Here is a 21,646-nt window from a genome sequence, read left to right on the forward strand (position 1 = left end):
TTACCAGCTCCAGAGCGTGGGAACGAGTCACAGTTTTTTGAGCGGCAGTATTTTCTAATCCCAAAATGAGCCTGAAGGGGCGTCAAGCCAGTGCTTTCAGGCCTTTCGTTCAAAAATTGATTGAAACAGTAATTCTCTGGCAGCCTGCAACTGCTTTGCTGACTCATTATCGCTCATGCTTGTAGCTCTTGCCTCAAGTTCTTCGAGGGTGACTCCCTTTTTCAAATATTTCTTAAAGTCGGGGAGACTTTTGAATTTTTCATAGGGGGTCATCATGTTTTCATAGTGATACTTTTTCTTTTCCTTGCCCTTTGCGTCTACCTCTGTTTCCGGGAAGAAGCACGGACGATGAAAGTTTAGGTATGGGGTAAGATAGATTTTATTGAACTCATTTATTTCTGTCGCATACTTCTGAGGAATATGAGCATACCCAAGTATTTTTCTGATGATCGCACCATTCTTGCTTTCTACAAGTGCATTGTCGTTCGTCTTTCTTGCTCTTGATTTCGTAAAATTTATACGAAGATTTTCAAGTAATTCTGATACACGACCATTAATGTATTCAGAACCGTTATCAGAATGAAAACCCCTTAATTTAAAGGGAAATGAAGCCAGCAGCTCCTCCAAAACAGGAATCAAAAATGTCTCACTAATCTTCTCAACAGAGCAAACAACCTGATACTGTGTCACCTCATCAACAGCATTGATATGGTACACGCCTTTGACTCTATCCTGATCACCCTGGTGTACAGTGTCGATGCGTATAAAGCCTGGCTGTCCTTCTGGCCTTGGTTTTCGCCGTACACCAATTGCTCGTTTTGTCGGTTTGGTGACGTCTTTAGGTGACCGGATGTTACGGTATGTCTGTGACTTTCTCAGGTTGTATATGTGTGAGACGGAAATATCTTTCAGGCGTTCATAGCTCTGGTCACCCTGCACATACGCCCTTTCACAGAGCTTTTTGATAGCAGCCCCATTTAGACCATTATGAAGCTGATCTGTCGCAGCGAGGAGCCTTATATCGGCCTTGGTGTACTGATTGCTGAACCCATTGCTGGTCCGCTGTTTGCGCTTCAAATGACCTGCTGAGAGGTATGCCTTGATAAGGCGGCTGATTTGAGCTCTTGAGTAGCCTGTGGCAACTGTCAGATACCGCTTAATAATCCCTTTCTCTGACCGAGTGAGTGATCGATATCGGAAGTGCCTCAAAACTTCTTCAACCCATTGATAACACTCGTCTTTTGACTCCCAACCGGGCTCTATCAATGGTGCTTGATTAAGCAGTTCTTGAACCTGCTGGAGGGTACTAATTAGCCTCGTGTTCATGATGATTTTCATCCAGTAATAATGGACGAAAGATCCAAAAGCGTGAGGCTCATTTCATGCTAGAAACAGGAGTCCCCTTTAGGCTCATTTCATGTTGGAAGAGACTGCGGCTTGCGTTTTCCGACCAAGTTGCTATATTGGTTCACAGACCTGCAACGGTGCCCATTCTAATACGTAGCGAGTGGCCACGGTTCCAGGTTTTTTGCGTTTAGGGGTATGTAATGCAGAAAATTGCTTTCTTTGTGGATGGTGGCTACTTTGTTCGACGGATCAAGTTTTATCACCGCAAACATTTTGAAGCGCACGCATTAGAACCTCAGCATATAGTCACTGCAACGTACAACCTTGTCAGAAAGCATCAGGAAAATCTCGGGCGGGATGAACTATACCGGATTTACTATTATGATGCGCCGCCACTCGAAAAACAGATCAGATACCCTCGGCCAGCCCCCGGCCACCAAACACCCGGCACATGGAATAGTAAGAATGAACCCGGATATATTTTCCAGACAGAACTCCACAAACAGTTGCGAGCTTCCCGAAAGCTGGCACTGCGCATGGGGAAGTTATCCAATTCTGGCCAGTGGCAGGTAAAGGATCTGGCGTTGGAGGAGCTACTGGCCAATAAAAAGCAGTTTTCGGACCTTACAAACGAAGATTTCTATTACAGTGTTCAGCAAAAGGGTGTGGATACTCGAATAGGCGTCGATATTACAACCCTTACTCTCAACCACTACGCTGACACTATTGTTCTATTCGCTAGCGATGCAGACTTTGTACCCGTCGCAAAACTGGCCAGAACGCATGGTGTCGATGTGGTTCTTGACCCGCTTTGGGGTAATGTTGATAGTGATCTAAAAACTCATATTGATGGTAAAAAGTCCTTTGATCTGGTCAATCAATTGAAAAATATTCTTGGCCATGAGCCGGAACCCCGACCAAAGTGGTGGAATGAAAAACTTCGACAGGCCTGAGACTATCCCTCGTTCCCACGCTTTGCGTGGGAATGCATACCTTACCTAACAAGCTAGTGCAGCTAAGCCTTGATATCCATACAGCCCCCTCGTTTATCCTGAGCGGAGTCGAAGGGCTCTCAGGGTGAACGGAGTTTGGGTGCCATTGATAATCTGGAGCGTGGGAGTGAGGGGGGAATATCCTCTGGAACGCAGTTAATAGCATATAGGTAGGAGCATACCGATGAGCAATGATAGTAAGTTTATAAATGAAGCTCTTTCTGACATAGATGATTTGGTTGATAATGAAGATAGTGTCATAAGAATCAAATTGAATGAGCAACAGATAGAAATGGCAGCAAAGCTACAAAATGTATTGCGGCTGTCAAAAAATGTATTTTTTAATACGCTTGCTAACTATGGTGCATATTACTGTTCTAAAGATGACTTTAATGAAACGGAATTTCCATCTTCCATGGAGGGTTTAACAATTGATTTTAGTGTGTCAACTGAATCAGAAACTGAGCTTGAAAAGCACCCTGAGTATACGAATGAACTCATAACAGTTTTTGGTTTAATAAAAATGAGCCAAAGCTTATTATGATTAAACTTTCTAAAGCCCAAGCAATTATAATGGCCGACTCCATAATTGCATTAGATAATAGAAGCAAACAAGAAATTGGTCGGAGGTTTGCGTATAGGCTGGGCTTCACCCCAGGACCTCTTGGTCCTGATGATGGGATTGATGGTAGATTTTTACACAATGGGTTGTTCTGCCATTTTCAGTCTAAAATGAGTCGTTCAGCATTGGATAAAGATGAAGCAAGAAAGTACTACTCTGACATAAAAGCACATCAAGCAGAGTGGAGTGTAATGTTGTCGGGTGTCGGGTTTAAGGATACTTTTTATACCAGACTTGATAAGCATACAGACTTGGATAGGGATAAAATTTACCTCCTTACTTTGACTGACATTTTTACTCAAAGCGATTTGTTTTTACAAGCAGTTGACAGTATCCCGCCTCTACTTAATATTTCTTCAATAGATTGGAGTAACTTCCAGAACAAAACCTAAATCCGATAAGAGCGGGTTTTTCTCATGCTCCCTCACATCACACCGGCGTGTAAGGGAGCGGGCTAGATCACCCAACCCGACATTTCCGGTGCAGAGAATGCCGACGATAGTCAATGGTCGTCTAGCTCAACCCTCGACAGACAACAAAGGAATAACGCAATCTTCCCACTCCTCTTCAGGCATGTTCGGGGGTGAGACGGGTAAAGGGTTTTGTCGGTTGATTCATGCTTCGCATCTCCTGCGTTGTTTGCAGGAGAAAGACTGGCAGTCAGGTTGTGTTTTTTGAAGACGTCCTCAAATGAGCGCTTACGCTGCAACTACAGAACCGACCGCGCGGGCAATCTGAAATCGCACAAGCGGTCCCACCTACCTGCTGACCAGAGAGCCAAAAGGAAAGCCTATGACCAGCCGCCATCTAACGCGAAAAGAAAGAAAGGCGATATAGAATGACCCGCCTCCCAATCCATCTCAAAAAAACCTCCGACCCCCTCCAGATTTTGACTAACCTGAATTTCAAATAAACAGTTCAATGACTGGGAAGCCAGGCCTTGATATCCAAGAAACCATTGATTTTGACCTTGGTCATTGCCTTTTCTATGCATTGCCTTAATGGTCGCGCTCAGGAAAACAGGTCGCCTTTGCTGGTCGCTCTGGCTGTCGGCAAGGCGCTGATCAATGTCCCAAAGCCCTTTATTGAGGTCTTATCCATAAAAAGAGTCTACGTTACGGATATTGAAGAAGAGAGCGAGGCCATTGAATGGTGGGAGTTGAAGGTTCACAGTCGGGCAGCCTCTGATAATGGTTCTGACAGTGAAGATAGCAGCACTTCTGATGAAAGCAACGACAACCGTTCAAACGAATATGAAAACGAAGCTAATGCCGAATCTGATGTTCAGTATGAAACCACAACAATTAATCCTTTTCGAGTATCCAATGAAATCAGTCAGTATGGTGCGGCTCCAGCACTGAAAGAGATTAAGCAGGAGCCCATTTCAGGCATTGAAATAGCCACTAACGGCAACTCTGATGAACGCATCGACAACCGTTTAAACAAAGGCGAATCTGATGTTCAGTATGAAACCACAACAATTAATCCTTTTCGAGTATCCAATGAAATCAGTGAGTATGGTGCGGCTCCAGCACTGAAAGAGATTAAGCAGGAGCCCATTTCAGGCATTGAAATAGCCACTAACGGCAGCTCTGATGAACGCATCGACAACCGTTTAAACAAAGGCGAATCTGATGTTCAGTATGAAACCACGACACTAAATCCCTTTCGAGTAGCCAATGAAATCAGTCAGTATGGTGCGACTCTGGAACTGAAAAAGATTAAGGAGGATCCGGTTTCAGACAGTGAAATACTTACTTACAGCACCGACCTGACGAGTAATCTGAACAGACACAAACAGACTCACCTGCCTGACGACCAGAGACCCAAGGTGTACCAGTGCGACCATGAGAGCTGCAACTACAGCACCGGTCATAAGGGCCATTTAAAAATACACAAACAGACCCACTTGTCTGGCGACCAGAGACCCAAGGTGCACCAGTGTGACCATGAGGGCTGCGAATACAGAACCGACAACAAAAGCAATCTGAAAAAGCACAAACAGGCTCACCTGCCTGCCGACCAGAGACCCAAGGTGCACCACTGTGACCATGAGGGTTGCGACTACAGTTCCAACCAGGCGGGCAATCTGAAAAAGCACAAACAGACCCACCTGCCTGCTGACCAGAGACCCAAGGTGCACCACTGTGACCATGAGGGTTGCGACTACAGTTCCAATCAGGCAGGCAATCTGAAAACGCACAAACGGACCCACCTGCCTGTCGACCAGAGGCCCAAGAGACCTAAGAGACCCAAGAAACCCAAAGTTCACCAGTGTGACCATGAGGGTTGCGACTACGGCACCAACCATGCGTCTAATCTGAAAAGGCACCGGCAGACCCACCTGCTTGCCAACCAGAGATCCAAGAGACCCAAGGTTTACCAGTGTGACCATGAGGACTGCAACTACAGCACCGACCAGGTGGGTAATCTGAACAGACACAAACAGATCCACCTGCCTGCCGACCAGAGACCCAAGCGGCACCAGTGTGACCATGAGGGTTGCAACTACAGCACCAACCGGGCAAGTAATCTGGAAACGCACAAACAGACCCACCTGCCTGTCGACCAGAGGCCCAAGAGACCTAAGAGACCCAAGAAACCCAAAGTTCACCAGTGTGACCATGAGGGTTGCGACTACGGCACCAACCATGCGTCTAATCTGAAAAGGCACCGGCAGACCCACCTGCTTGCCAACCAGAGATCCAAGAGACCCAAGGTTTACCAGTGTGACCATGAGGACTGCAACTACAGCACCGACCAGGTGAGTAATCTGAACAAACACAAACAGATCCACCTGCCTGCCGACCAGAGAGCCAAAAGGAAAGCCTATGACCAGCTGCCACCTAACAAGAAAAGAAAGAAGGGTGATAAAGAATGACCCGCCTCCCAACCCACCTCAAAGAAACTCCCGACCTCCCTCCAGATTTTGACTAACCTGACTTTCCAATAAACCGTTCAATGACTGGGAAGCCAGACTTTATTACCCAAAAAACCATCGATTTTGACCTTGGTCATATTGAACCCAGAGAGAGTTCCGGTGTCGGAGGCGCGCCTGAAACAGGCAGCCTAAAATTCAGTTTCCGGGACATCTATGACAAGCACCGAAGGACTCTCGTCCATTATAGATGTAGACTAAATAACTCATAGAATTTAAAGTAACATGAGCTACAGTCGCACTTAGTAAACCATAATTTTTAGTAAATTGCCCTCTTACGAATGAGTTGATCATTGATATCAGGACTTGTGACATTAATGGGTTCTTGTTGGCAAGGTGTATAAGTCCAAATGCTGTGGATTTGATGATGTTACTCATAATAAATATTTTTTTATCATGATGATGGTTGTCAGTTAAAATAAATACTTTTCCATCAAACTTGGTGCTACTATTAGTTGCTAATTCTATAGAGTAATTGATTAAAGGGAGTAACAAACCATTAAATATAGACTCTTCAATGATAGCTCCTGCAATAGCGTCTAAAAATGTGGCTCTTCAGGGATATCTGTGGGTAAAACCAGCCAGCCTGTGAGGATAAAGCTACAGAGTAACCTCTAAGTTGGAAACAAATAGTCGGCACATGAAGGATTGGAAACCGCTGACTCTGCAAACCAGTTTGCAACGCTATCAGCGCCCTGAGGTTAGCAAACCAGTTCTTAAGAGGTATCCGCGGGTAAGAATGATCAAACTTAAAGGTAGAAGCACCGTAACCGTTCAAGCAGGGGGCAGACTCCCCCTACTTGTCGAGATCGGATTTTAACGGATTGGCCCCGAATTTCTCTTTCCAAATTCGCGGGATTAGCTCTCGGATATCTCGAGCCGGATGGAGACTGATACGCTGGAGTACATCAACGAAGTACTTGTATGGATCAATGCCTGCAAGAAGACAACTGACGATTAACGTCTGGAACACAGCAACATTGTCTGCGCCTTCCTCTGTCCAACAGAACATCCAGTTCTTTCTGCCCATTGGGATACATCTAAGGCCACGCTCCAGGTGATTGGTGTCAATAGCAACATTCGGATCATCCAGGTAGACCCGTAGCTCTTTTTCCCGTTTGTTTACGTAGCCCAGGGCTTTACTCAGTGGGTTGCTTTTCACCAGGTCAAGGCGTTGCAGTTGTTTCTCATGCCAGTTAAAGAACTGGTCAACCAGAGGTTTGGCTTTCTGTTGACGGTATTCCCGTTTTTCTTCACCTTGCAGTTCTGCTTTGCGAATTTCGTCTTCGACTTTATAGATCGCACCTATGCAGTCCAGCGCCTCTTTGGTGGCTTCTGGCTCTGCATCCTGTGACTTGACGAAGTATCTCCTGCTGTGTGTCCAGCACTGGGCATGGGTGATCTGGGGGTATTTTACACACAGGCGGTCGTATTCCGGATAACCATCCGTCAGTAAGGTGCCCTCAAACTCTTTCAGATAGGGTTCTACGACTCTGCCAGAACGACTGGTAGAGAAGGTAAAGGCCATCTCATCCTGGTCACCATAAAAACACCAGAAGTATCCTTTTTGCATCTTGCCTTTGCCTTTGCGGCCTGCTTTGCCAGGGGTTTCATCCAGAGCGAGAACCCGGCTTTCCAGACAGCTGTTGAGTACTTCATCAGCGATGGGCTTGAGCAGCTGTCCGGCGCGTTGTTCAAGGTGTGTCAGGGTTCCACGGCTGATGGTAATACCGCTGGATTCAAGTTTTTGGTGCTGGCGATAAAGGGGCGCATGGAAACGGTATTTTTCGACCAGCAGGCCTGCGATAAAGCTGACGTCGGCAAAGCTGCGATCAAACAGGCCGGAGGGGGCGGCTACTGTCGTCAGGGTTTGGCTGGGCTTGTGGCGTACGACTTCGCGCTGGTATTTCAGGATAACATAACTGGCGGGGCGCTGTGCCAGGCGATAGGTGTATTTGTAATCAATGACTTCGTATTGGTCTGCATCTTCTCCCTGCATTTCGACAGCAGGCATAGGTATCAGTTCGACCGGTACATCTTCAGTAAAACGCAGACCCTGGTCAGTCACGCAGTCTTCGGGGCGACTCTTTTTCCGCCGCTCGTAAGTGATGGTTTCAGTAGGGACTTCCTGCTCTTTGGGTTTGTCCTGGAGGATTTCACCTAATGACAGCTGGTCGGGGTTCTCAATCAGGCGCTTTTCCGATTTTTCACCGAACAGCTGTTGTTTAAACCAGGCTAACTGCTGCTCAAGGGAAGCGATCTTCTGATCCCGTTCCACCAACTTCTGATCCCGTTCCACCAACAGCGCCTGCATCTGCTGAAGCAGTTGCAGGCTGGAAGGCGCGGTGGTGGGAGCAGGTAAATTCATGACGACTAAAGATAGCGGTTTTATGCTTCAGTTGTGTAACCAGACTGTTGATGTTTGTAGCGTTTATATTGCTGAACAGAGCGGGTATCAATGCCTTCAAGAATCAGTTTCAAATCGGTCCATTCCAAGCGCTTCTTGTGGGCCTCTCCGGCGTGGGCATGAAACTGTCCCTGCTCCAAGCGTTTGCTCCAGATACAATAACCACTGCGGTCAAAATACAGGACCTTGCATTGCGTTTGCTTGCGGTTGATGAACACGAATAGCTGGCCACTGAGAGGATCTTCTTCCAGTTTGTTTCTCACCAGTGCAGACAAGCCATCGTATGACTTTCTCATATCGGTGGGGCGGTTATAGAGCCAGACCCGCACCTGGGATTCTGGGTAAAACATGATTAATGACGCATACGAAGAATAACACCACCGGGTAACTCCAGCTCGATATGCCAGTCCGGGCTGGCTGGAGGTTCGGTAAGCTCATTTGGGAGTTCGATCCATTCCTGACCAGAAGTCTGAATGACGTTGGCAGAATCAATGCCAGCATCGCTCTTGAGTTTACGCTTCCAGTTTGTGAAGGTAGCCAGGCTGATGTTTTGAGTTTGGCAAAAAGCTTTCTGGCTCAAGCCACTGGCCATTTGCTGGTCAATAATCTGCTGCCACTGTTCGGGGGTGAGGCGGGTGAAGGGTTTTGTTGGTTGATTCATGCTTCGTATCTCCTGCGTTGGTTGCAGGAGAAAGACTGGCAGTCAGGTTGTGATTTTTGAAGACGTCTTCAAATGAGCGCTTACTTTCCAGCGGAATTGTGGAAGGTCTGAACACCAAGATAAAACTCACTACGAGAAAATCGTACGGTTTTAGGATCTACAAATGTGCAGAAATTGATTTATAGCATGCACTGGGCCATCTGCCTGAACCAGAAATGAGCCACAGATTTTGCTCTCGAGGCAAAAATTTTTGGTCATTCAATATTCACTGGGAGCGAAGCTAGCCTTTTGAACAAATTAAATATATATTGGCCTGCATCACTTACACGTCTTTAGACGTATATTAAGCGGGAGTAGCTGACAAAGCAGACACCAACATCTGTATGAGTCATTCGAAGATAGGTATTATCAATAATTGATAAGCGAAAGTTGTCAGAGATACTAGTTTATCATTATCAGCAACAATAAAGTTCTACTATCAATCCCTTAAGAATTACTTTATCATACCATTTGTTACTAATCGGATATGTTTAGTCATCAGATTTTTCACTGAATTTTCGGCATACGAATTTAGAAATTAATCGAATGAGACCAAACAATATGGAATAATTGATTAAAAGTTAGGTGATATGAAAAAGTTATTATCTGTCCTTATGCTGTGTCTTTCTTTTGGAGCAAAATCATCTCTTTTACCAGGAATGGAACTTAATACCTATGAGTGGAATGTAATAAAAAATCCATACAATAATATGGATACCGGTATGAGTGAACTTATAGCATATCTATCAAATGAAGATGGTAGCTATATATATTCGTTATATGATATGAAATTAAATCACTGGGTTTTCGTAATTTATTCTGAGAAATTCAAGGGATTTGATTTTAACAAGGATGTTGTTGTTGAATTAGAGACTGATAGTGGAAAAATAGATCACTATTCAGCTGTATATTCAAATGGAACAATATTAATTAATGGTAACAACGAAAATGATATTGTGAAATTGACAAGATATATAAAAAATGAAGAATCAGTCTGGTTTTCAATATTTCACGATGATGAAAACGGTGATACTCGTAGGGTTGACCAAAACTTTATCTTGGTTGGTTCTTCAAAAGCTCTCGATCTTATTGAGATGATATCGAGCTAAAGATAAAAGCCCGGTCGCTCCGGGCAGCCATTCAATGGTCAAAGTTATTTACAATAAACACGATTTAGCCGCATAACAGCTATTAGAACGTAAGCGTTCAAGCAGGGGGCAGACTCCCCCTACTTGCCGAGATCGGATTTTAACGAATTGGCCCCGAATTTATCTTTCCAAATTCGCGGGATTAGCTCTCGGATATCTCGAGCCGGATGGAGACTTCAACCTCTCCCAGCTGTATTTGTGGGTTGATGGTTTGGCGCATAAATGTGGAAACAGCCTGTCTTGGGAAATCTTCAAGGACTATATGGGGCTGAAGGCTTTTGTATTCAAGTGCTTGAGGGTTTTCGGACAGGCACTAAGTCACAGTGCCAGGTGGAAAACTGAAGGAAAACTGGTTAGCCTGATTGTATAAACTTTACTTTTATACCCACTCCTACTCAGTTCAACTCTATACTTTCCTGGTCTTAGCATCATCCCCTCTTTATAAATTGGCTTAATATTGAGAATCCTAATTCTTGCATCCTCAGGGTAGGGCTTAATGTGCAATGCACTATTCTGATTATCCGCCTTTAACGGGTGAGCAGGCTCAAGAATCTGTGTGAGTTTTTTATCATATATTAGTTGTCTCTGACCAGTGACCACTCCATGACGCTCAAACCCAATCTTATATTTATACTTTTTATTAAGTGTCATACTGCCGTTTATTGGCATCCAATCTAAATCTATCCTTTTGAATACCAGATTAAAATCTGAGACCGACATTGACTCAAGCTCAAATAGCAATTTTTCTCTACCATTATCACTATTACTTATCCACTGAATATAATTATTTTCTAACCGTGTCTCCAGTTTTGACAAACCTGGCAGTGATAAAATCCAACCAAGAATCTCTTCGAAAGCTGTATCTGCTACTCGCTGTCTAACCGTTGTCCCCAGTGCTAACGAAGATGCCGTTATCAAACACATAGTCATTATTATTAGTGATTTATGCTTTGAGCCTTTCATCATGCTGTCTCCCCAAAAGTATCAAGCAGGTCGAGAGTGCTCTCAAGCTCCTCCAAGAATGAACTATCAATGAGATCAATATCCACACCAAGCTTAATCGCGTCTAATATAAGCAATGGATCTAATCCTAATGCATCAAGCTCTTCTATTGCCATTTTACAACAACCCAGCAACTCTTCTGGATGTTTGTCAATGGCTGCCTTAGCGATCTGAAATGCAATTTCAGTTGTCAACTCTTCTTTAGCTTCTTGACCAATTTCATTTCGAATTTTGTTATAGATACTATCAATCACTTTCGACTGATCCGCTTCGTGCTCTGTAAAAACGCGTTCCTTCTTTTTGTAATTACCTGTAATTAATAATACCTCCCGTTTTAGCCAATTTTCTAGCATAGACTGCAATTCCATTTTATCTAATACTTTTCCAATAATTTCGTTATTTCTTATCTTTCTATTTTTTAATATCTCATAATTTGGTAGACTCGTACATTCAAGAAAATATTCTAAATGAACTGTAGTTAATCCATCACAGACCAATCTTCCCGTAAAGAGCATATCTGCTTTTATTTTAGCGACAAGTTTCAACACATCTTTTGCACCCGTTTGAATGCACACTGAATCAAAATTATATTTCAATTTAGGTAATGCTTTAGCCGTAGATGGGTCTTCCTCTAATTTGACATAACGAATCACATTTAGCTCAATACATGGTTCACCCTTAGGTGCATTTTCATTCTTGCCAAGAAGCTTTACTGATACTAGATTTTCTGGTAAGTATCGGTTAATAATTGTCGTCAGAGCTTTAGGTAATTTTTCTGATAAAAAGTCAATACTATCACTTGTGGATAGTTCTGTGCGAAGTGGAATGACCTTTTCGCATCTACTTCCAAGGGTGCCATGGCAGAGTTTTATAGATTGTTGTGTGTTTTCAATTAGCGCCTTGTAGTCACCATCTGGGCCTGCTGCTGTTATACAGTCTTCCCAATAACTAGTTGCTAAAAAAGTATCAGCTTCTTCTATTTTCAACCAGACCCTACGGTGTCCTATTGTAATCACTTTAGCCATCCAAGGCAGGATAAGCTGGTTCTTCACTCTTCTATCTCTGTCCTTAAGGATATTATCTTTCTGTTCCTCCGTCTTTGTGTCATCAGCAAGGATTTGCTCTTTTAAGAGCTGTCCCATGCTCGATTGCAGGGTATATAATGCGGCTCCAGATGCTATCATTCCTTTATTTATTTTTGACTGAGCGTAGTTTATATTCTCAGAATTCAACGCCCTAAATGTCCACCAACGTGTATTTTCTCTATCTATCCAATCCTGGTATGCAATAATGCTGTTTTTGGACTTAACATCAGCCCAGCTCATGTTAATAGCTCGCATATGTCTTATTTTTCGTCTTATTAGGATTAATAGTACAAATGCTAGTAACTCTAAAAATATATACTGTCTACCAGGGGGTAGCGGTTGATAGGGGGCATTTTTTTCTACATATAAACGAACTCCAGCATCTAAGTCTTCGGCCTCTATTTGTCCATTCACATAACGGAAAGATTTCGGTGTAGCTAATGATGGAAAAGGAAGTAGTGGATTTATCTCCCATCCATAATAGAGATTATTCCTAACATCCCCGAGATCCGTAAAAATCTGTTTTCTTTGAGGACCCCATGTAAAAGTAATGACAATAATCACAACACAAAGAAATGCAAAGCCACCGATCCATCGTAACTGATCTTGTAACCTTTTTTTATTCTTGAACCACTTGATTCCGGCCCATAACATTAAAGATAAGAGTAATAATATTTTTATAATACTGATCACAAGTCATCCATGCACTTACCAAAATATATTTATAGCCAATTTTTTAAAGTAATTATGCCTCATTTGTCAAGGCCTACATAGTGGTAAATCGGTAAATTATCCATAATTTCTCAAAAACTGCTGTAAAGCCCACAAGGTAGGACTTGGGTAACCGTTCAAACAGGGGGCAGACTCCCCCTACTTGTCGAGATCGGATTTTAACGGATTGCCCCGAATTTCTCTTTCCAAATTCGCGGGATTAGCTCTCGGATATCTCGAGCCGGATGGAGACTGATACGCTGGAGCACATCGACGAAGTACTTGTAAGGATCAATGCCTGCAAGAAGACAACTGACGATTAACGTCTGGAACACGGCAACATTCTCTGCGCCTTCCTCTGTCCAACAGAACATCCAGTTCTTTCTCCCCATTGGGATGCATCTGAGGCCACGCTCTAGGTGATTGGTGTCAATGGCAACATTCGGATCATCCAGGTAGACCCGTAGCTCTTTTTCCCGTTTGTTTACATAGCCCAGGGCTTTACTCAGTGGGTTGCTTTTCACCAGATCAAGGCGTTGCAGTTGTTTCTCATGCCAGTTAAAGAACTGGTCAACCAGAGGTTTGGCTTTCTGTTGACGGTATTCCCGTTTTTCTTCACCTTGCAGTTCTGCCTTGCGAATTTCGTCTTCGACTTTATAGATCGCACCTATGCAGTCCAGCGCCTCTTTGGTGGCTTCCGGCTCTGCATCCTGTGACTTGACGAAGTATCTCCTGCTGTGTGTCCAGCACTGGGCATGGATGATCTGGTGAAGTATCCTTTCTGCATCTTGCCTTTGCTTTTACGGCCTGCTTTGCCAGGGGTTTCATCCAGAGCGAGAACCCGGCTTTCCAGGCAGCTGTTGAGTACTTCATCAGCGATGGGCTTGAGCAGGTCTCCGGCGCGTTGTTCAAGGTGTGTCAGGGTTCCACGGCTGATGGTAATACCGCTGGATTCAAGCTTTTGGTGCTGGCGATAAAGAGGCGCATGGAAACGGTATTTTTCGACCAGCAGGCCTGCGATAAAACTGACGTCGGCAAAGCTGCGATCAAACAGGCCGGAGGGGGCGGCTACTGTCGTCAGGGTTTGGCTGGGCTTGTGGCGTACGACTTCGCGCTGGTATTTCAGGATGACATAACTGGCGGGGCGCTGTGCCAGGCGATAGGTGTATTTGTAATCAATGACTTCGTATTGGTCTGCATCTTCTCCCTGCATTTCGACAGCAGGCATAGGTATCAGTTCGACTGGTACATCTTCAGTAAAACGCAGACCCTGATCAGTCACGCAGTCTTCCGGGTGACTCTTTTTCCGCCGCTCGTAAGTGATGGTTTCAGTAGGGGCTTCCTGCTCTTCCGGTTTGTCCTGGAGGATTTCACCTAATGGCAGCTGGTCGGGGTTCTCAATCAGGCGCTTTTCCGATTTTTCACCGAACAGCTGTTGTTTAAACCAGGCTAACTGCTGCTCAAGGGAGGCGATCTTCTGATCCCGTTCCACCAACTTCTGATCCCGTTCCACTAACAGCGCCTGCATCTGCTGAAGCAGTTGCAGGCTGGAAGGCGCGGTGGTGGGAGCAGGTAAATTCATGACGACTAAAGATAGCGGTTTTATGCTTCAGTTGTGTAACCAGACTGTTGATGTTTGTAGCGTTTATATTGCTGAACAGAGCGGGTATCAATGCCTTCAAGAATCAGTTTCAAATCGGTCCATTCCAAGCGCTTCTTGTGGGCCTCCCCGGCGTGGGCATGAAACTGTCCCTGTTCCAGGCGTTTGCTCCAGATACAGTAACCACTGCGGTCAAAATACAGGACCTTGCATTGCGTCTGCTTGCGGTTGATGAACACGAATAGCTGGCCACTGAGAGGATCTTCTTCCAGTTTGTTTCTCACCAGTGCAGACAAGCCATCGTATGACTTTCTCATATCGGTGGGGCGGTTATAGAGCCAGACCCGCACCTGTGATTCTGGGTAAAACATGATTAATGACGCATACGAAGAATAACACCACCGGGTAACTCCAGCTCGATATGCCTGTCCGGGCTGGCTGGAGGTTCAGTAAGCTCATTTGGGAGTTCGATCCATTCCTGACCAGAAGTCTGAATGACATTGGCAGAGTTAATGCCTGCATCGCTCTTGAGTTTACGTTTCCAGTTTGTGAAGGTAGCCAGGCTGATGTTTTGAGTTTGGCAAAAAGCTTTCTGGCTCAAGCCGCTGGCCATTTGCTGGTCAATAATCTGCTGCCACTGTTCGGGGGTGAGACGGGTAAAGGGTTTTGTTGGTTGATTCATGCTTCGCATCTCCTGCGTTGTTTGCAGGAGAAAGACTGGCAGTCAGGTTGTGATTTTTGAAGACGTCCTCAAATGAGCGCTTACGAAGCACCAGCGGCTGATTTCTGGTAGTTTTTTGTTAGCAGACAAAAAAACAGAAGAGACCGCTGATGCTAATAAAAACTATCCTAAATAAAGTGCATAAACTCAAGTCATTTGTTTATCAGGATGTCCAATTCGGCAATTATCAGGGTGAAGATGTGTTCAATGTCACCGTGGTTCCAAGGAAGAACAGTCGGGCTCTCTGCTCTGGCTGCCAAAAACCAGCACCAGGCTATGATCACCTTACTGAACGCCGTTTCGAGTTTGTTCCCCTCTGGGGAATCAGAGTTTTCTTGCTCTATAGAATGCGCCGAGTGGAATGTAAGACATGCGGCGTAAAGGTTGAGCAAGTTCCATGGGCTGAAGGTAAAAAGGAACTGACCAAAGTCTACATGCAATTCCTGGCAAACTGGGCCAGAAAACTTTCCTGGAAGGAGGTTGCCAGTACTTTCAATACTTCGTGGGAAAAAGTATTTCATGCTGTGGAGTACATGGTTGAGTGGGGCAAAGCAAATCGCTCACTCGACCATATCAAGGCTATTGGGGTTGATGAAGTGTCTTACCAGGTTGGGCACAAATACCTGACAGTGGTTTACCAGATTGATCGTGGTTGTACCCGGCTGTTGTGGGTTGGTAAGGACCGTACAGAAGCGACGATTCGTAGCTTTTTCTCTTTCTTTGGCCCCGAACGTAGTGAGCGATTGGAGTATGTCTGCTCTGACATGTGGAAGCCCTACGTAAAAGCAATCACTGAGTTTGCCAGTCAGGCGCTGCATATTCTGGATCGATTTCATATTGTCTCCATGCTGAACAAAGCTATCGATGAGGTCAGGGCATCAGAACAAAAACAGCTTCAGGCTGATGGTTATGAGCCTGTTTTGAAGAAGACTCGTTGGTGTCTCCTCAAACGGAAGGAGAACCTGACCGAGAAAGAGGAGATCAAGTTAAATACGGTACTCCAGTATAACCTCAAAAGTGTCAAGGCTTATCTGCTCAAGGAAGAGTTTCAAGTGTTCTGGGACTACATATCACCACACTGGGCAGGGAAGTATCTGGATCGGTGGTGCACAAGAGTCATGAGGTCAAAGATAGAACCCATGAAGAAAGTAGCCAAAACTGTTCGACGACACAGGCCGTTGATTCTGAATTGGTTCAAGGCAAAAAAGGCATTTTCCAGCGGAATTGTTGAAGGTCTGAACACCAAGGTAAAACTCACTACGAGAAAATCGTACGGTTTTAGGACCTACAAATGTGCAGAAATTGCTTTATATCATGCACTGGGCCATCTGCCTGAACCAGAAATGACCCACAGATTTTACTGACGAGGCAAAAATGTTAATTTTCCATTGTATGGGTCATGTTCTAATGACAGAGGGCGTAAAACGCAAAAATACAAAATTTGATACTGTGTAAAATGTATTGCGCCTAATAATAATCCATAATAAATTTGCTTATCAATATCATACTCCTTTAAAAAATCGACTATTCCGTAAGGCTCTTTATCTTCAATATTCATTGAACCTGAATCTGTGAGGGTCATATTTGTTACTGCGTGTAATGTGCTCAATTCATCCTCTGTTTTTAGGAGAGGTGCATCCGACTTTGTAATAACGACCGTTATATTAGATTCTTTATCTGCAATAGTTACTGAATCTGTGAGGGTCATATTAATTAATGCGTGCAAAGTGCTCAATTCATCCTCTTTATTTAGGAGAGGGGCTGACTTTGCATATTGAGTTACTAGTGAACAACATATTGCGATTATTAAAGTATATTTTTTCATTGTACTTATCTCATAAAAAAACAAGCATGGTAGCTGAAAAATGATAGGAGCATCGTTAGTCGTATCTGCTTTAAGCTTTATAGAAACAGGCCCTGAAAAATCTGGGAGATCGGCTTTAGCTATTAGCGATTTTATTGTTAAGGATTAGTTTGACTATGCTTTTGCCAAAGAGTTCCATGAATAGAAAAAAGTATGCTAGGAATACTAACTATTTGAGATCAGTGCCAAACAAAAATAGCAGTAGGGTATCAGCCTTCTGTAGCCGCTGAGTTCTCTCGTTCCCACGCACCAGATTATCAATGGCACCCAAACTCCGTTCACCCTGAGCGGAGTTTGGCCTTTCAGCTCAACCCTCGACAGACAACAAAGGAATAATGCAATCTTCCCAGTCCTCTTCAGGCACAGAAGTTTCAGATTGAGCAAACCCCCTGACAGAAACCCCCGCCCGATGAACGCTGTCCGGATTTTTGGAGATCAGGGGATGCCAGTCGAAGAGAGCCTTTCCTTCTGCCAGTAGTCGATAAGCACAGGTGTCCGGCAGCCAGTGAAAATGAGGGATATCACGGACTGTCAGCTTCAGGCATTCAGGGACTTTTTCCTTGCGGTGTTGATAGTCTGAACACCGGCAGCTGTGAAGGTTCAGTAGCTGGCAGGCCAGGGACGTATAGTGAACCTCACCTGTGTCCTGATCTTCCAGTTTTTGCAGACAGCAGCGACCGCAGCCATCACAAAGACTCTCCCATTCTTCAGTGGTCATCTGGTTTAGGGGTTTGGCCTGCCAGAAAGGTGTTGTCATACCGGGTCGTTAAAGCTCAGCAGTTCTTCAGGAAGGTGCTGAATATAGTCTTCTTCAGCCGGGGGCATCTGTAGGTAAAAACCCTTTTCCGCAATCTCGGACATCACTTTTTCAATGTCTGCCCTGGCCAGTTTACGCTCAGGTGTCAGTAGCATATCCATGACATGGGTGGCTTTGCCGAAGGCCTGGTGCAGTGCTTCGGGTATTTTTTCCAGCTGGTCACGTTTGTCAACGTAGAGGTACATCTCGTTGCGTTTGCTGCTTTTGAAAATGGAGACGAGGATTTTAGACATAATATCAATAGTCACTTGAAAATATTCAGGATCAGAAAATACACAGGTTGTGTGCCTGTGTTATCTCTGGTCTTCTTTATGCTCTTTCAGTGCCAGAATCAAGGGGTCGGCAATTTCCAGCCGTCGCCAGCCCTGAATGTTCTCTGGTATCGAAAAACGGCCACTGATCTGCCACTGGCGTAAGAGTGCGGTAGACATTTTTCCCGGGAATAGCAGTTCTGCAGGCACATCCAACTCATCTGATTTGTGATGCACCCAGGCCTTGATCAGTTTGCCATAGTCGCGGGCAGCTTTAGGCAGAGGAGCAGGGAGTTGTTCAGGATAGTCTGCTTCCGGAGCGTCTTTGGCTTGTTTGACCAGGTTCAGAATAATCTCTCCGTATTTTCGCAGGGTCCTGGGTTTCATATCCTGAATAGAAGAGAGTGAACGTATATTGTCTGGCATATAACAGGCAATGGGCCAAAGGCTACCCTTGGGGATGATCCGGTTGCGTGGCGTATTACTCTTTCGGGCTTCCTGCTCACGGTATTCACAGATCTTCTGCAAAACAGCCAGTTGTTGGGGTCGCAACTGCCAGGCTCGTTTAACATCTTTCCAGATTTCGCTGGGGTCTGGAAATAATGGCGAACTGACCAGAGCAGCACAATCTTCCCTGAGCCATTGCAACTGAGGTTTGTTTCTCAGTTTTTTAAGTAATAACTCATAGGCTTCCAGCAGATGAACGACATCAAGCGTGGCATAGCTGACCTGGGTTTCAGTCAATGGCCGCTGAAGCCAGTCTGAACGAGTCGCATCCTTGGGCAGGTCTACTGCCAGAAGGGCTTTCAGCAGGTTTTGATAGCTTAATGAATGTCCCAGTCCGGCATAAGCCGCAGCAAGTTGGGTATCCAGTAAGGCAACAGGACGGCAGCCGGTCAGGATATTGAAAACTTCGAGATCTTCTCCGCAGGCGTGAAGGACTTTGACGACAGATTCGGATTGCAGAACCCGACCAAAAGCACTCCAGTCATGAACACTTAATGGGTCAACCAGGAAGACCTGAGCACCCGTACCCACCTGAATCAGTCCGGGAATCGGATAAAAGGTGTCGGTGCGAATAAACTCGGTATCCAGTGCAATGGCATCCAGCTCAAGCCACTGCTGGCAATAATGGTTCAGGCTTTCGCTGTCGAGGACCCAGATGGGATCAGGATGTTCAATAGGCATATAAGCAGCTGGATTAGAAATAAAAGCTTATTATAAAGGGCTTGTCTCTGAAGCCAAATTAATATTCTTTGCTCTCTGGTTTTAAAAAAGGCTCGAGCCAGCGAGCCTTTTGCAGTGGGCGATGAGTAAAAAACACCCTCAGCGGTGGGATTGCAAAGCCTGAATCCGATCTTCAAGAGGAGGGTGGCTGGAGAACAGGGCGGCCAATCCGCCCTGACCATTCTTGCGAATACCGAAGGCTGTCATAGTGGCTGGCATGACACTGGGTGCGTCGTATTCAGCCCTGAGTCTCTCCAGGGCAGCAATCATGTCGCCACGACCAGCCAGTTCGGCACCGGCTTCATCGGCACGGAATTCACGTTTGCGGGAGAACCACATAACAATGGCACTGGCGGCAATACCCAGGACAATCTCGGCAATAAAACTGACCACATAGAAGCCAATGCCGGGACCACTGCTGTCTTCGCCACGGCGGAGGAAACTGTCAACGGCATAGCCGATGATGCGTGCAAAGAACATAACAAAGGTGTTCACTACGCCCTGAATCAGCGCCAGAGTCACCATATCACCGTTAGCCACGTGACCCATTTCATGACCGATAACGGCCCTGGCTTCCCTGGGGCTGAAACGGTCCAGCAGACCCTGGCTGACGGCAACCAGTGAGGCATTCCTGTTCCAGCCGGTGGCAAAAGCATTGGCTTCCGGCGAGGGGAAAATACCCACTTCCGGCATGCCAATACCGGCTTTTTCAGATAATTCCTTAACCGTATCCATCAGCCAGCGTTCCTGGGCGGTGCGGGGTTGATCAATGATCTGAGTGCCGGTGCCCATTTTTGCCATGGTTTTGGAAAGGAGCAGAGAAACAAAAGAACCAGCAAAACCGAAAACGGCACAGAAAACCAGTAAGGAACTCATATTGAGTCCCTGGGCTGAGATATAACTACCCACGCCCAGGATGTTCAGGGTGATGCTGGCAACTGCGATGACAGCAAGGTTAGTCGCCAGAAATAGCAGAATTCTTTTCATTGCCCGAGGTTACCTTTGTTAGTTAGAGAGTGTAAATATGGAGGCGTTGAGTTCGAATTTCAACGTCCCCGGCCATTTTAAAAATTTTGATTTTTGTGGATAAAGCCGTCTTTCACCACCCCTATCAGGAATACACCGACAGGAACCGGAAGCCACCTTCAACCTGTTGTTGTGACTTGCAGGTAGACAGCAGCTCAGAGGCATTCAAACTATCTTGGTCCAGTTCATTGGTGCCTAGGATAAAAGAACCCAGTGAGGCTGATATGGCAAAAGTTTTCATGTCTTCCAGCCTGCCCACAGAGAACTTCGCGCACGTGTCATAACCTCTCCTGCCAGAACTAAAAATCAGCAACAGGAAGAAAGCAGGCAAGCTGGTTTGTTTGTCAACATAAGGGTGTCCTTTTATTTTGGTTTAACATAGAATAAAAATTAACACCCTAGGTATTAATATGTCATCTAAAATAAACTGGCTAATAAACCATACCTCTCCTGGCTCCCTGGTGCTCCAGCAATGGCTGACAGAGAACGGCATCCGTTATTCTCTGGCTCAAAAATATACCCAAAGCGGCTGGCTGAAGAGGCTCAGCCCTGGTGTTTACTATCGTCCGGAACCCAGCAGTGGCAAGATCAAACCTGAATGGCCGGATGCAATACAAGCTCTCACTCAACAGCTACAACTGCCGGTACACCTTGCAGGACTCAGCAGTCTGACTCACCAGGGACTTAGCCATTACCTGCAACTGAATTCAGAACAGGTCTGGGTTGGAACCAGAAGTAAACAAGCCCTGCCCAAATGGTTTCGTGAGTTTTCTGAACGGCCCTGGTTATATAGTGGCAACCATAAGCTTGGTGAACTAAATGACAAAGATTTCACCACAGTAACCGTAAAAAGAAAGGAGCTTCGAGCCAGCTGCCCGGAACTTGCAGCTTATGAAGTGGTCGACGCTATCGGAAAAAATATTCGTTTTGAGCACGCAGCTGAATTATTTCAGGGATTAGTTAACCTGAGTCCAAGAAAAGTGCAGTCTCTTCTCAATCGCAGCAGTGCTGTTAAAACCAACCGCATTTTTCTATTCTTGAGTCATTACTGTGACCATCAATGGTTTGGCAGACTTGATGAATCTCAAATACAACTTGGCTCAGGTAAACGTCAGGTGGTTATTAATGGTCGATACGATGAGCGTTACCAGATCACTGTTCCTCAATCTCTGCCTTAACCTGCATCGC

General features: G+C 45.3%; 23 protein-coding genes and 1 pseudogene. 9 read left to right on the forward strand and 15 right to left on the reverse strand.

Going from position 1 to position 21,646, the window contains the following annotated elements:
• Nucleotides 1–96 precede the first annotated feature (96 nt).
• The gene (locus K7B67_RS04220; protein ID WP_252179128.1) at nucleotides 97–1,326 is read right to left on the reverse strand and encodes a transposase family protein; all 1,230 of its coding nucleotides are present in this window, start codon (nucleotides 1,324–1,326) and stop codon (nucleotides 97–99) included.
• 221 nt (nucleotides 1,327–1,547) lie between these two features.
• Between K7B67_RS04220 and K7B67_RS04225 the strand changes: the two genes are divergently transcribed.
• The 5 genes from K7B67_RS04225 (at nucleotide 1,548) to K7B67_RS04245 (ending at nucleotide 5,842) form a co-directional block, all read left to right on the forward strand.
• Nucleotides 1,548–2,300 carry an NYN domain-containing protein gene (locus tag K7B67_RS04225; RefSeq protein ID WP_252179129.1) on the forward strand — a complete coding sequence of 251 codons (753 nt, stop codon included), beginning with the start codon at nucleotides 1,548–1,550 and terminating at the stop codon, nucleotides 2,298–2,300.
• A gap of 223 nt (nucleotides 2,301–2,523) precedes the next feature.
• Entirely contained in the window at nucleotides 2,524–2,883 is a 360-nt protein-coding gene (locus K7B67_RS04230) for a hypothetical protein (protein WP_252179130.1), read from the forward strand.
• The gene (locus K7B67_RS04235) at nucleotides 2,880–3,353 is read left to right on the forward strand and encodes a hypothetical protein (RefSeq protein ID WP_252179131.1); all 474 of its coding nucleotides are present in this window, start codon (nucleotides 2,880–2,882) and stop codon (nucleotides 3,351–3,353) included. The genes K7B67_RS04230 and K7B67_RS04235 overlap by 4 nt, the downstream gene beginning before the upstream one ends.
• A gap of 282 nt (nucleotides 3,354–3,635) precedes the next feature.
• Nucleotides 3,636–3,803, forward strand: coding sequence for a hypothetical protein (locus K7B67_RS04240; protein WP_252179132.1), 168 nt, complete (start codon nucleotides 3,636–3,638; stop codon nucleotides 3,801–3,803).
• A 98-nt stretch (nucleotides 3,804–3,901) separates the two neighbouring features.
• Nucleotides 3,902–5,842, forward strand: a complete 1,941-nt coding sequence (locus K7B67_RS04245; RefSeq protein WP_252179133.1) for a hypothetical protein — start codon at nucleotides 3,902–3,904, stop codon at nucleotides 5,840–5,842.
• Between the two features lie 853 nt (nucleotides 5,843–6,695).
• Here K7B67_RS04245 and K7B67_RS04250 read toward each other — a convergent pair.
• From K7B67_RS04250 to K7B67_RS04260, 3 genes are read right to left on the reverse strand one after another with little or no spacing between them, the layout of a single operon-like run.
• The gene (locus tag K7B67_RS04250; RefSeq protein WP_252179134.1) at nucleotides 6,696–8,267 is read right to left on the reverse strand and encodes an IS66 family transposase; all 1,572 of its coding nucleotides are present in this window, start codon (nucleotides 8,265–8,267) and stop codon (nucleotides 6,696–6,698) included.
• Between the two features lie 20 nt (nucleotides 8,268–8,287).
• A complete protein-coding gene (tnpB, locus tag K7B67_RS04255; RefSeq protein WP_252176771.1) occupies nucleotides 8,288–8,656 on the reverse strand; it encodes an IS66 family insertion sequence element accessory protein TnpB in 369 nt (122 codons plus the stop codon).
• 2 nt (nucleotides 8,657–8,658) lie between these two features.
• On the reverse strand, nucleotides 8,659–8,967 hold the full coding sequence (locus K7B67_RS04260) for a transposase (RefSeq protein WP_252179135.1): 309 nt from the start codon (nucleotides 8,965–8,967) through the stop codon (nucleotides 8,659–8,661).
• An 83-nt stretch (nucleotides 8,968–9,050) separates the two neighbouring features.
• Here K7B67_RS04260 and K7B67_RS04265 point away from each other — a divergent pair.
• Both K7B67_RS04265 and K7B67_RS04270 read left to right on the forward strand, forming a co-directional pair.
• A pseudogene (locus K7B67_RS04265) lies at nucleotides 9,051–9,152 on the forward strand (transposase); the annotation flags it as partial.
• A gap of 444 nt (nucleotides 9,153–9,596) precedes the next feature.
• Nucleotides 9,597–10,115, forward strand: coding sequence for a hypothetical protein (locus K7B67_RS04270; protein ID WP_252179136.1), 519 nt, complete (start codon nucleotides 9,597–9,599; stop codon nucleotides 10,113–10,115).
• A 357-nt stretch (nucleotides 10,116–10,472) separates the two neighbouring features.
• Here the strand turns inward: K7B67_RS04270 and K7B67_RS04275 are convergent, their stop codons facing one another.
• The 6 genes from K7B67_RS04275 to K7B67_RS04300 form a co-directional block, all read right to left on the reverse strand.
• On the reverse strand, nucleotides 10,473–11,120 hold the full coding sequence (locus tag K7B67_RS04275; protein ID WP_252179137.1) for a hypothetical protein: 648 nt from the start codon (nucleotides 11,118–11,120) through the stop codon (nucleotides 10,473–10,475).
• The gene (locus tag K7B67_RS04280) at nucleotides 11,117–12,934 is read right to left on the reverse strand and encodes a hypothetical protein (protein WP_252179138.1); all 1,818 of its coding nucleotides are present in this window, start codon (nucleotides 12,932–12,934) and stop codon (nucleotides 11,117–11,119) included. The genes K7B67_RS04275 and K7B67_RS04280 overlap by 4 nt, the downstream gene beginning before the upstream one ends.
• 197 nt (nucleotides 12,935–13,131) lie before the next feature.
• A complete protein-coding gene (locus tag K7B67_RS23970; RefSeq protein WP_346658271.1) occupies nucleotides 13,132–13,728 on the reverse strand; it encodes a transposase in 597 nt (198 codons plus the stop codon).
• Nucleotides 13,620–14,534, reverse strand: a complete 915-nt coding sequence (locus tag K7B67_RS04290) for a transposase (protein ID WP_346658251.1) — start codon at nucleotides 14,532–14,534, stop codon at nucleotides 13,620–13,622. The genes K7B67_RS23970 and K7B67_RS04290 overlap by 109 nt, the downstream gene beginning before the upstream one ends.
• A 20-nt stretch (nucleotides 14,535–14,554) precedes the next feature.
• The gene (gene tnpB, locus K7B67_RS04295) at nucleotides 14,555–14,923 is read right to left on the reverse strand and encodes an IS66 family insertion sequence element accessory protein TnpB (protein ID WP_252176771.1); all 369 of its coding nucleotides are present in this window, start codon (nucleotides 14,921–14,923) and stop codon (nucleotides 14,555–14,557) included.
• Between the two features lie 2 nt (nucleotides 14,924–14,925).
• Nucleotides 14,926–15,234, reverse strand: coding sequence for a transposase (locus K7B67_RS04300; RefSeq protein WP_252179139.1), 309 nt, complete (start codon nucleotides 15,232–15,234; stop codon nucleotides 14,926–14,928).
• 149 nt (nucleotides 15,235–15,383) lie between these two features.
• Between K7B67_RS04300 and K7B67_RS04305 the strand changes: the two genes are divergently transcribed.
• On the forward strand, nucleotides 15,384–16,637 hold the full coding sequence (locus tag K7B67_RS04305; protein ID WP_252179140.1) for an ISL3 family transposase: 1,254 nt from the start codon (nucleotides 15,384–15,386) through the stop codon (nucleotides 16,635–16,637).
• On the opposite strand, the gene K7B67_RS04310 is transcribed toward K7B67_RS04305, so the two are convergent.
• The 5 genes from K7B67_RS04310 to htpX form a co-directional block, all read right to left on the reverse strand.
• Entirely contained in the window at nucleotides 16,631–17,098 is a 468-nt protein-coding gene (locus K7B67_RS04310; RefSeq protein ID WP_252179141.1) for a hypothetical protein, read from the reverse strand. The genes K7B67_RS04305 and K7B67_RS04310 overlap by 7 nt on opposite strands.
• 346 nt (nucleotides 17,099–17,444) lie before the next feature.
• Complete coding sequence (locus tag K7B67_RS04315; RefSeq protein ID WP_252179142.1) at nucleotides 17,445–17,894, reverse strand: YcgN family cysteine cluster protein; 450 nt, start codon at nucleotides 17,892–17,894, stop codon at nucleotides 17,445–17,447.
• On the reverse strand, nucleotides 17,891–18,187 hold the full coding sequence (locus K7B67_RS04320; RefSeq protein WP_252179143.1) for a YcgL domain-containing protein: 297 nt from the start codon (nucleotides 18,185–18,187) through the stop codon (nucleotides 17,891–17,893). The genes K7B67_RS04315 and K7B67_RS04320 overlap by 4 nt, the downstream gene beginning before the upstream one ends.
• Before the next feature lie 60 nt (nucleotides 18,188–18,247).
• Complete coding sequence (gene rnd / locus K7B67_RS04325) at nucleotides 18,248–19,393, reverse strand: ribonuclease D (protein ID WP_252179144.1); 1,146 nt, start codon at nucleotides 19,391–19,393, stop codon at nucleotides 18,248–18,250.
• 138 nt (nucleotides 19,394–19,531) lie between these two features.
• Nucleotides 19,532–20,419, reverse strand: coding sequence for a protease HtpX (gene htpX / locus K7B67_RS04330; protein ID WP_252179145.1), 888 nt, complete (start codon nucleotides 20,417–20,419; stop codon nucleotides 19,532–19,534).
• 449 nt (nucleotides 20,420–20,868) lie between these two features.
• Here htpX and K7B67_RS04335 point away from each other — a divergent pair, with 449 nt between their 5' ends.
• On the forward strand, nucleotides 20,869–21,636 hold the full coding sequence (locus K7B67_RS04335) for a type IV toxin-antitoxin system AbiEi family antitoxin (RefSeq protein ID WP_252179146.1): 768 nt from the start codon (nucleotides 20,869–20,871) through the stop codon (nucleotides 21,634–21,636).
• The last annotated feature ends 10 nt before the right edge of the window (nucleotides 21,637–21,646 follow it).

Source organism: Endozoicomonas sp. 4G (genome assembly GCF_023822025.1).
Classification (GTDB): domain Bacteria; phylum Pseudomonadota; class Gammaproteobacteria; order Pseudomonadales; family Endozoicomonadaceae; genus Endozoicomonas_A.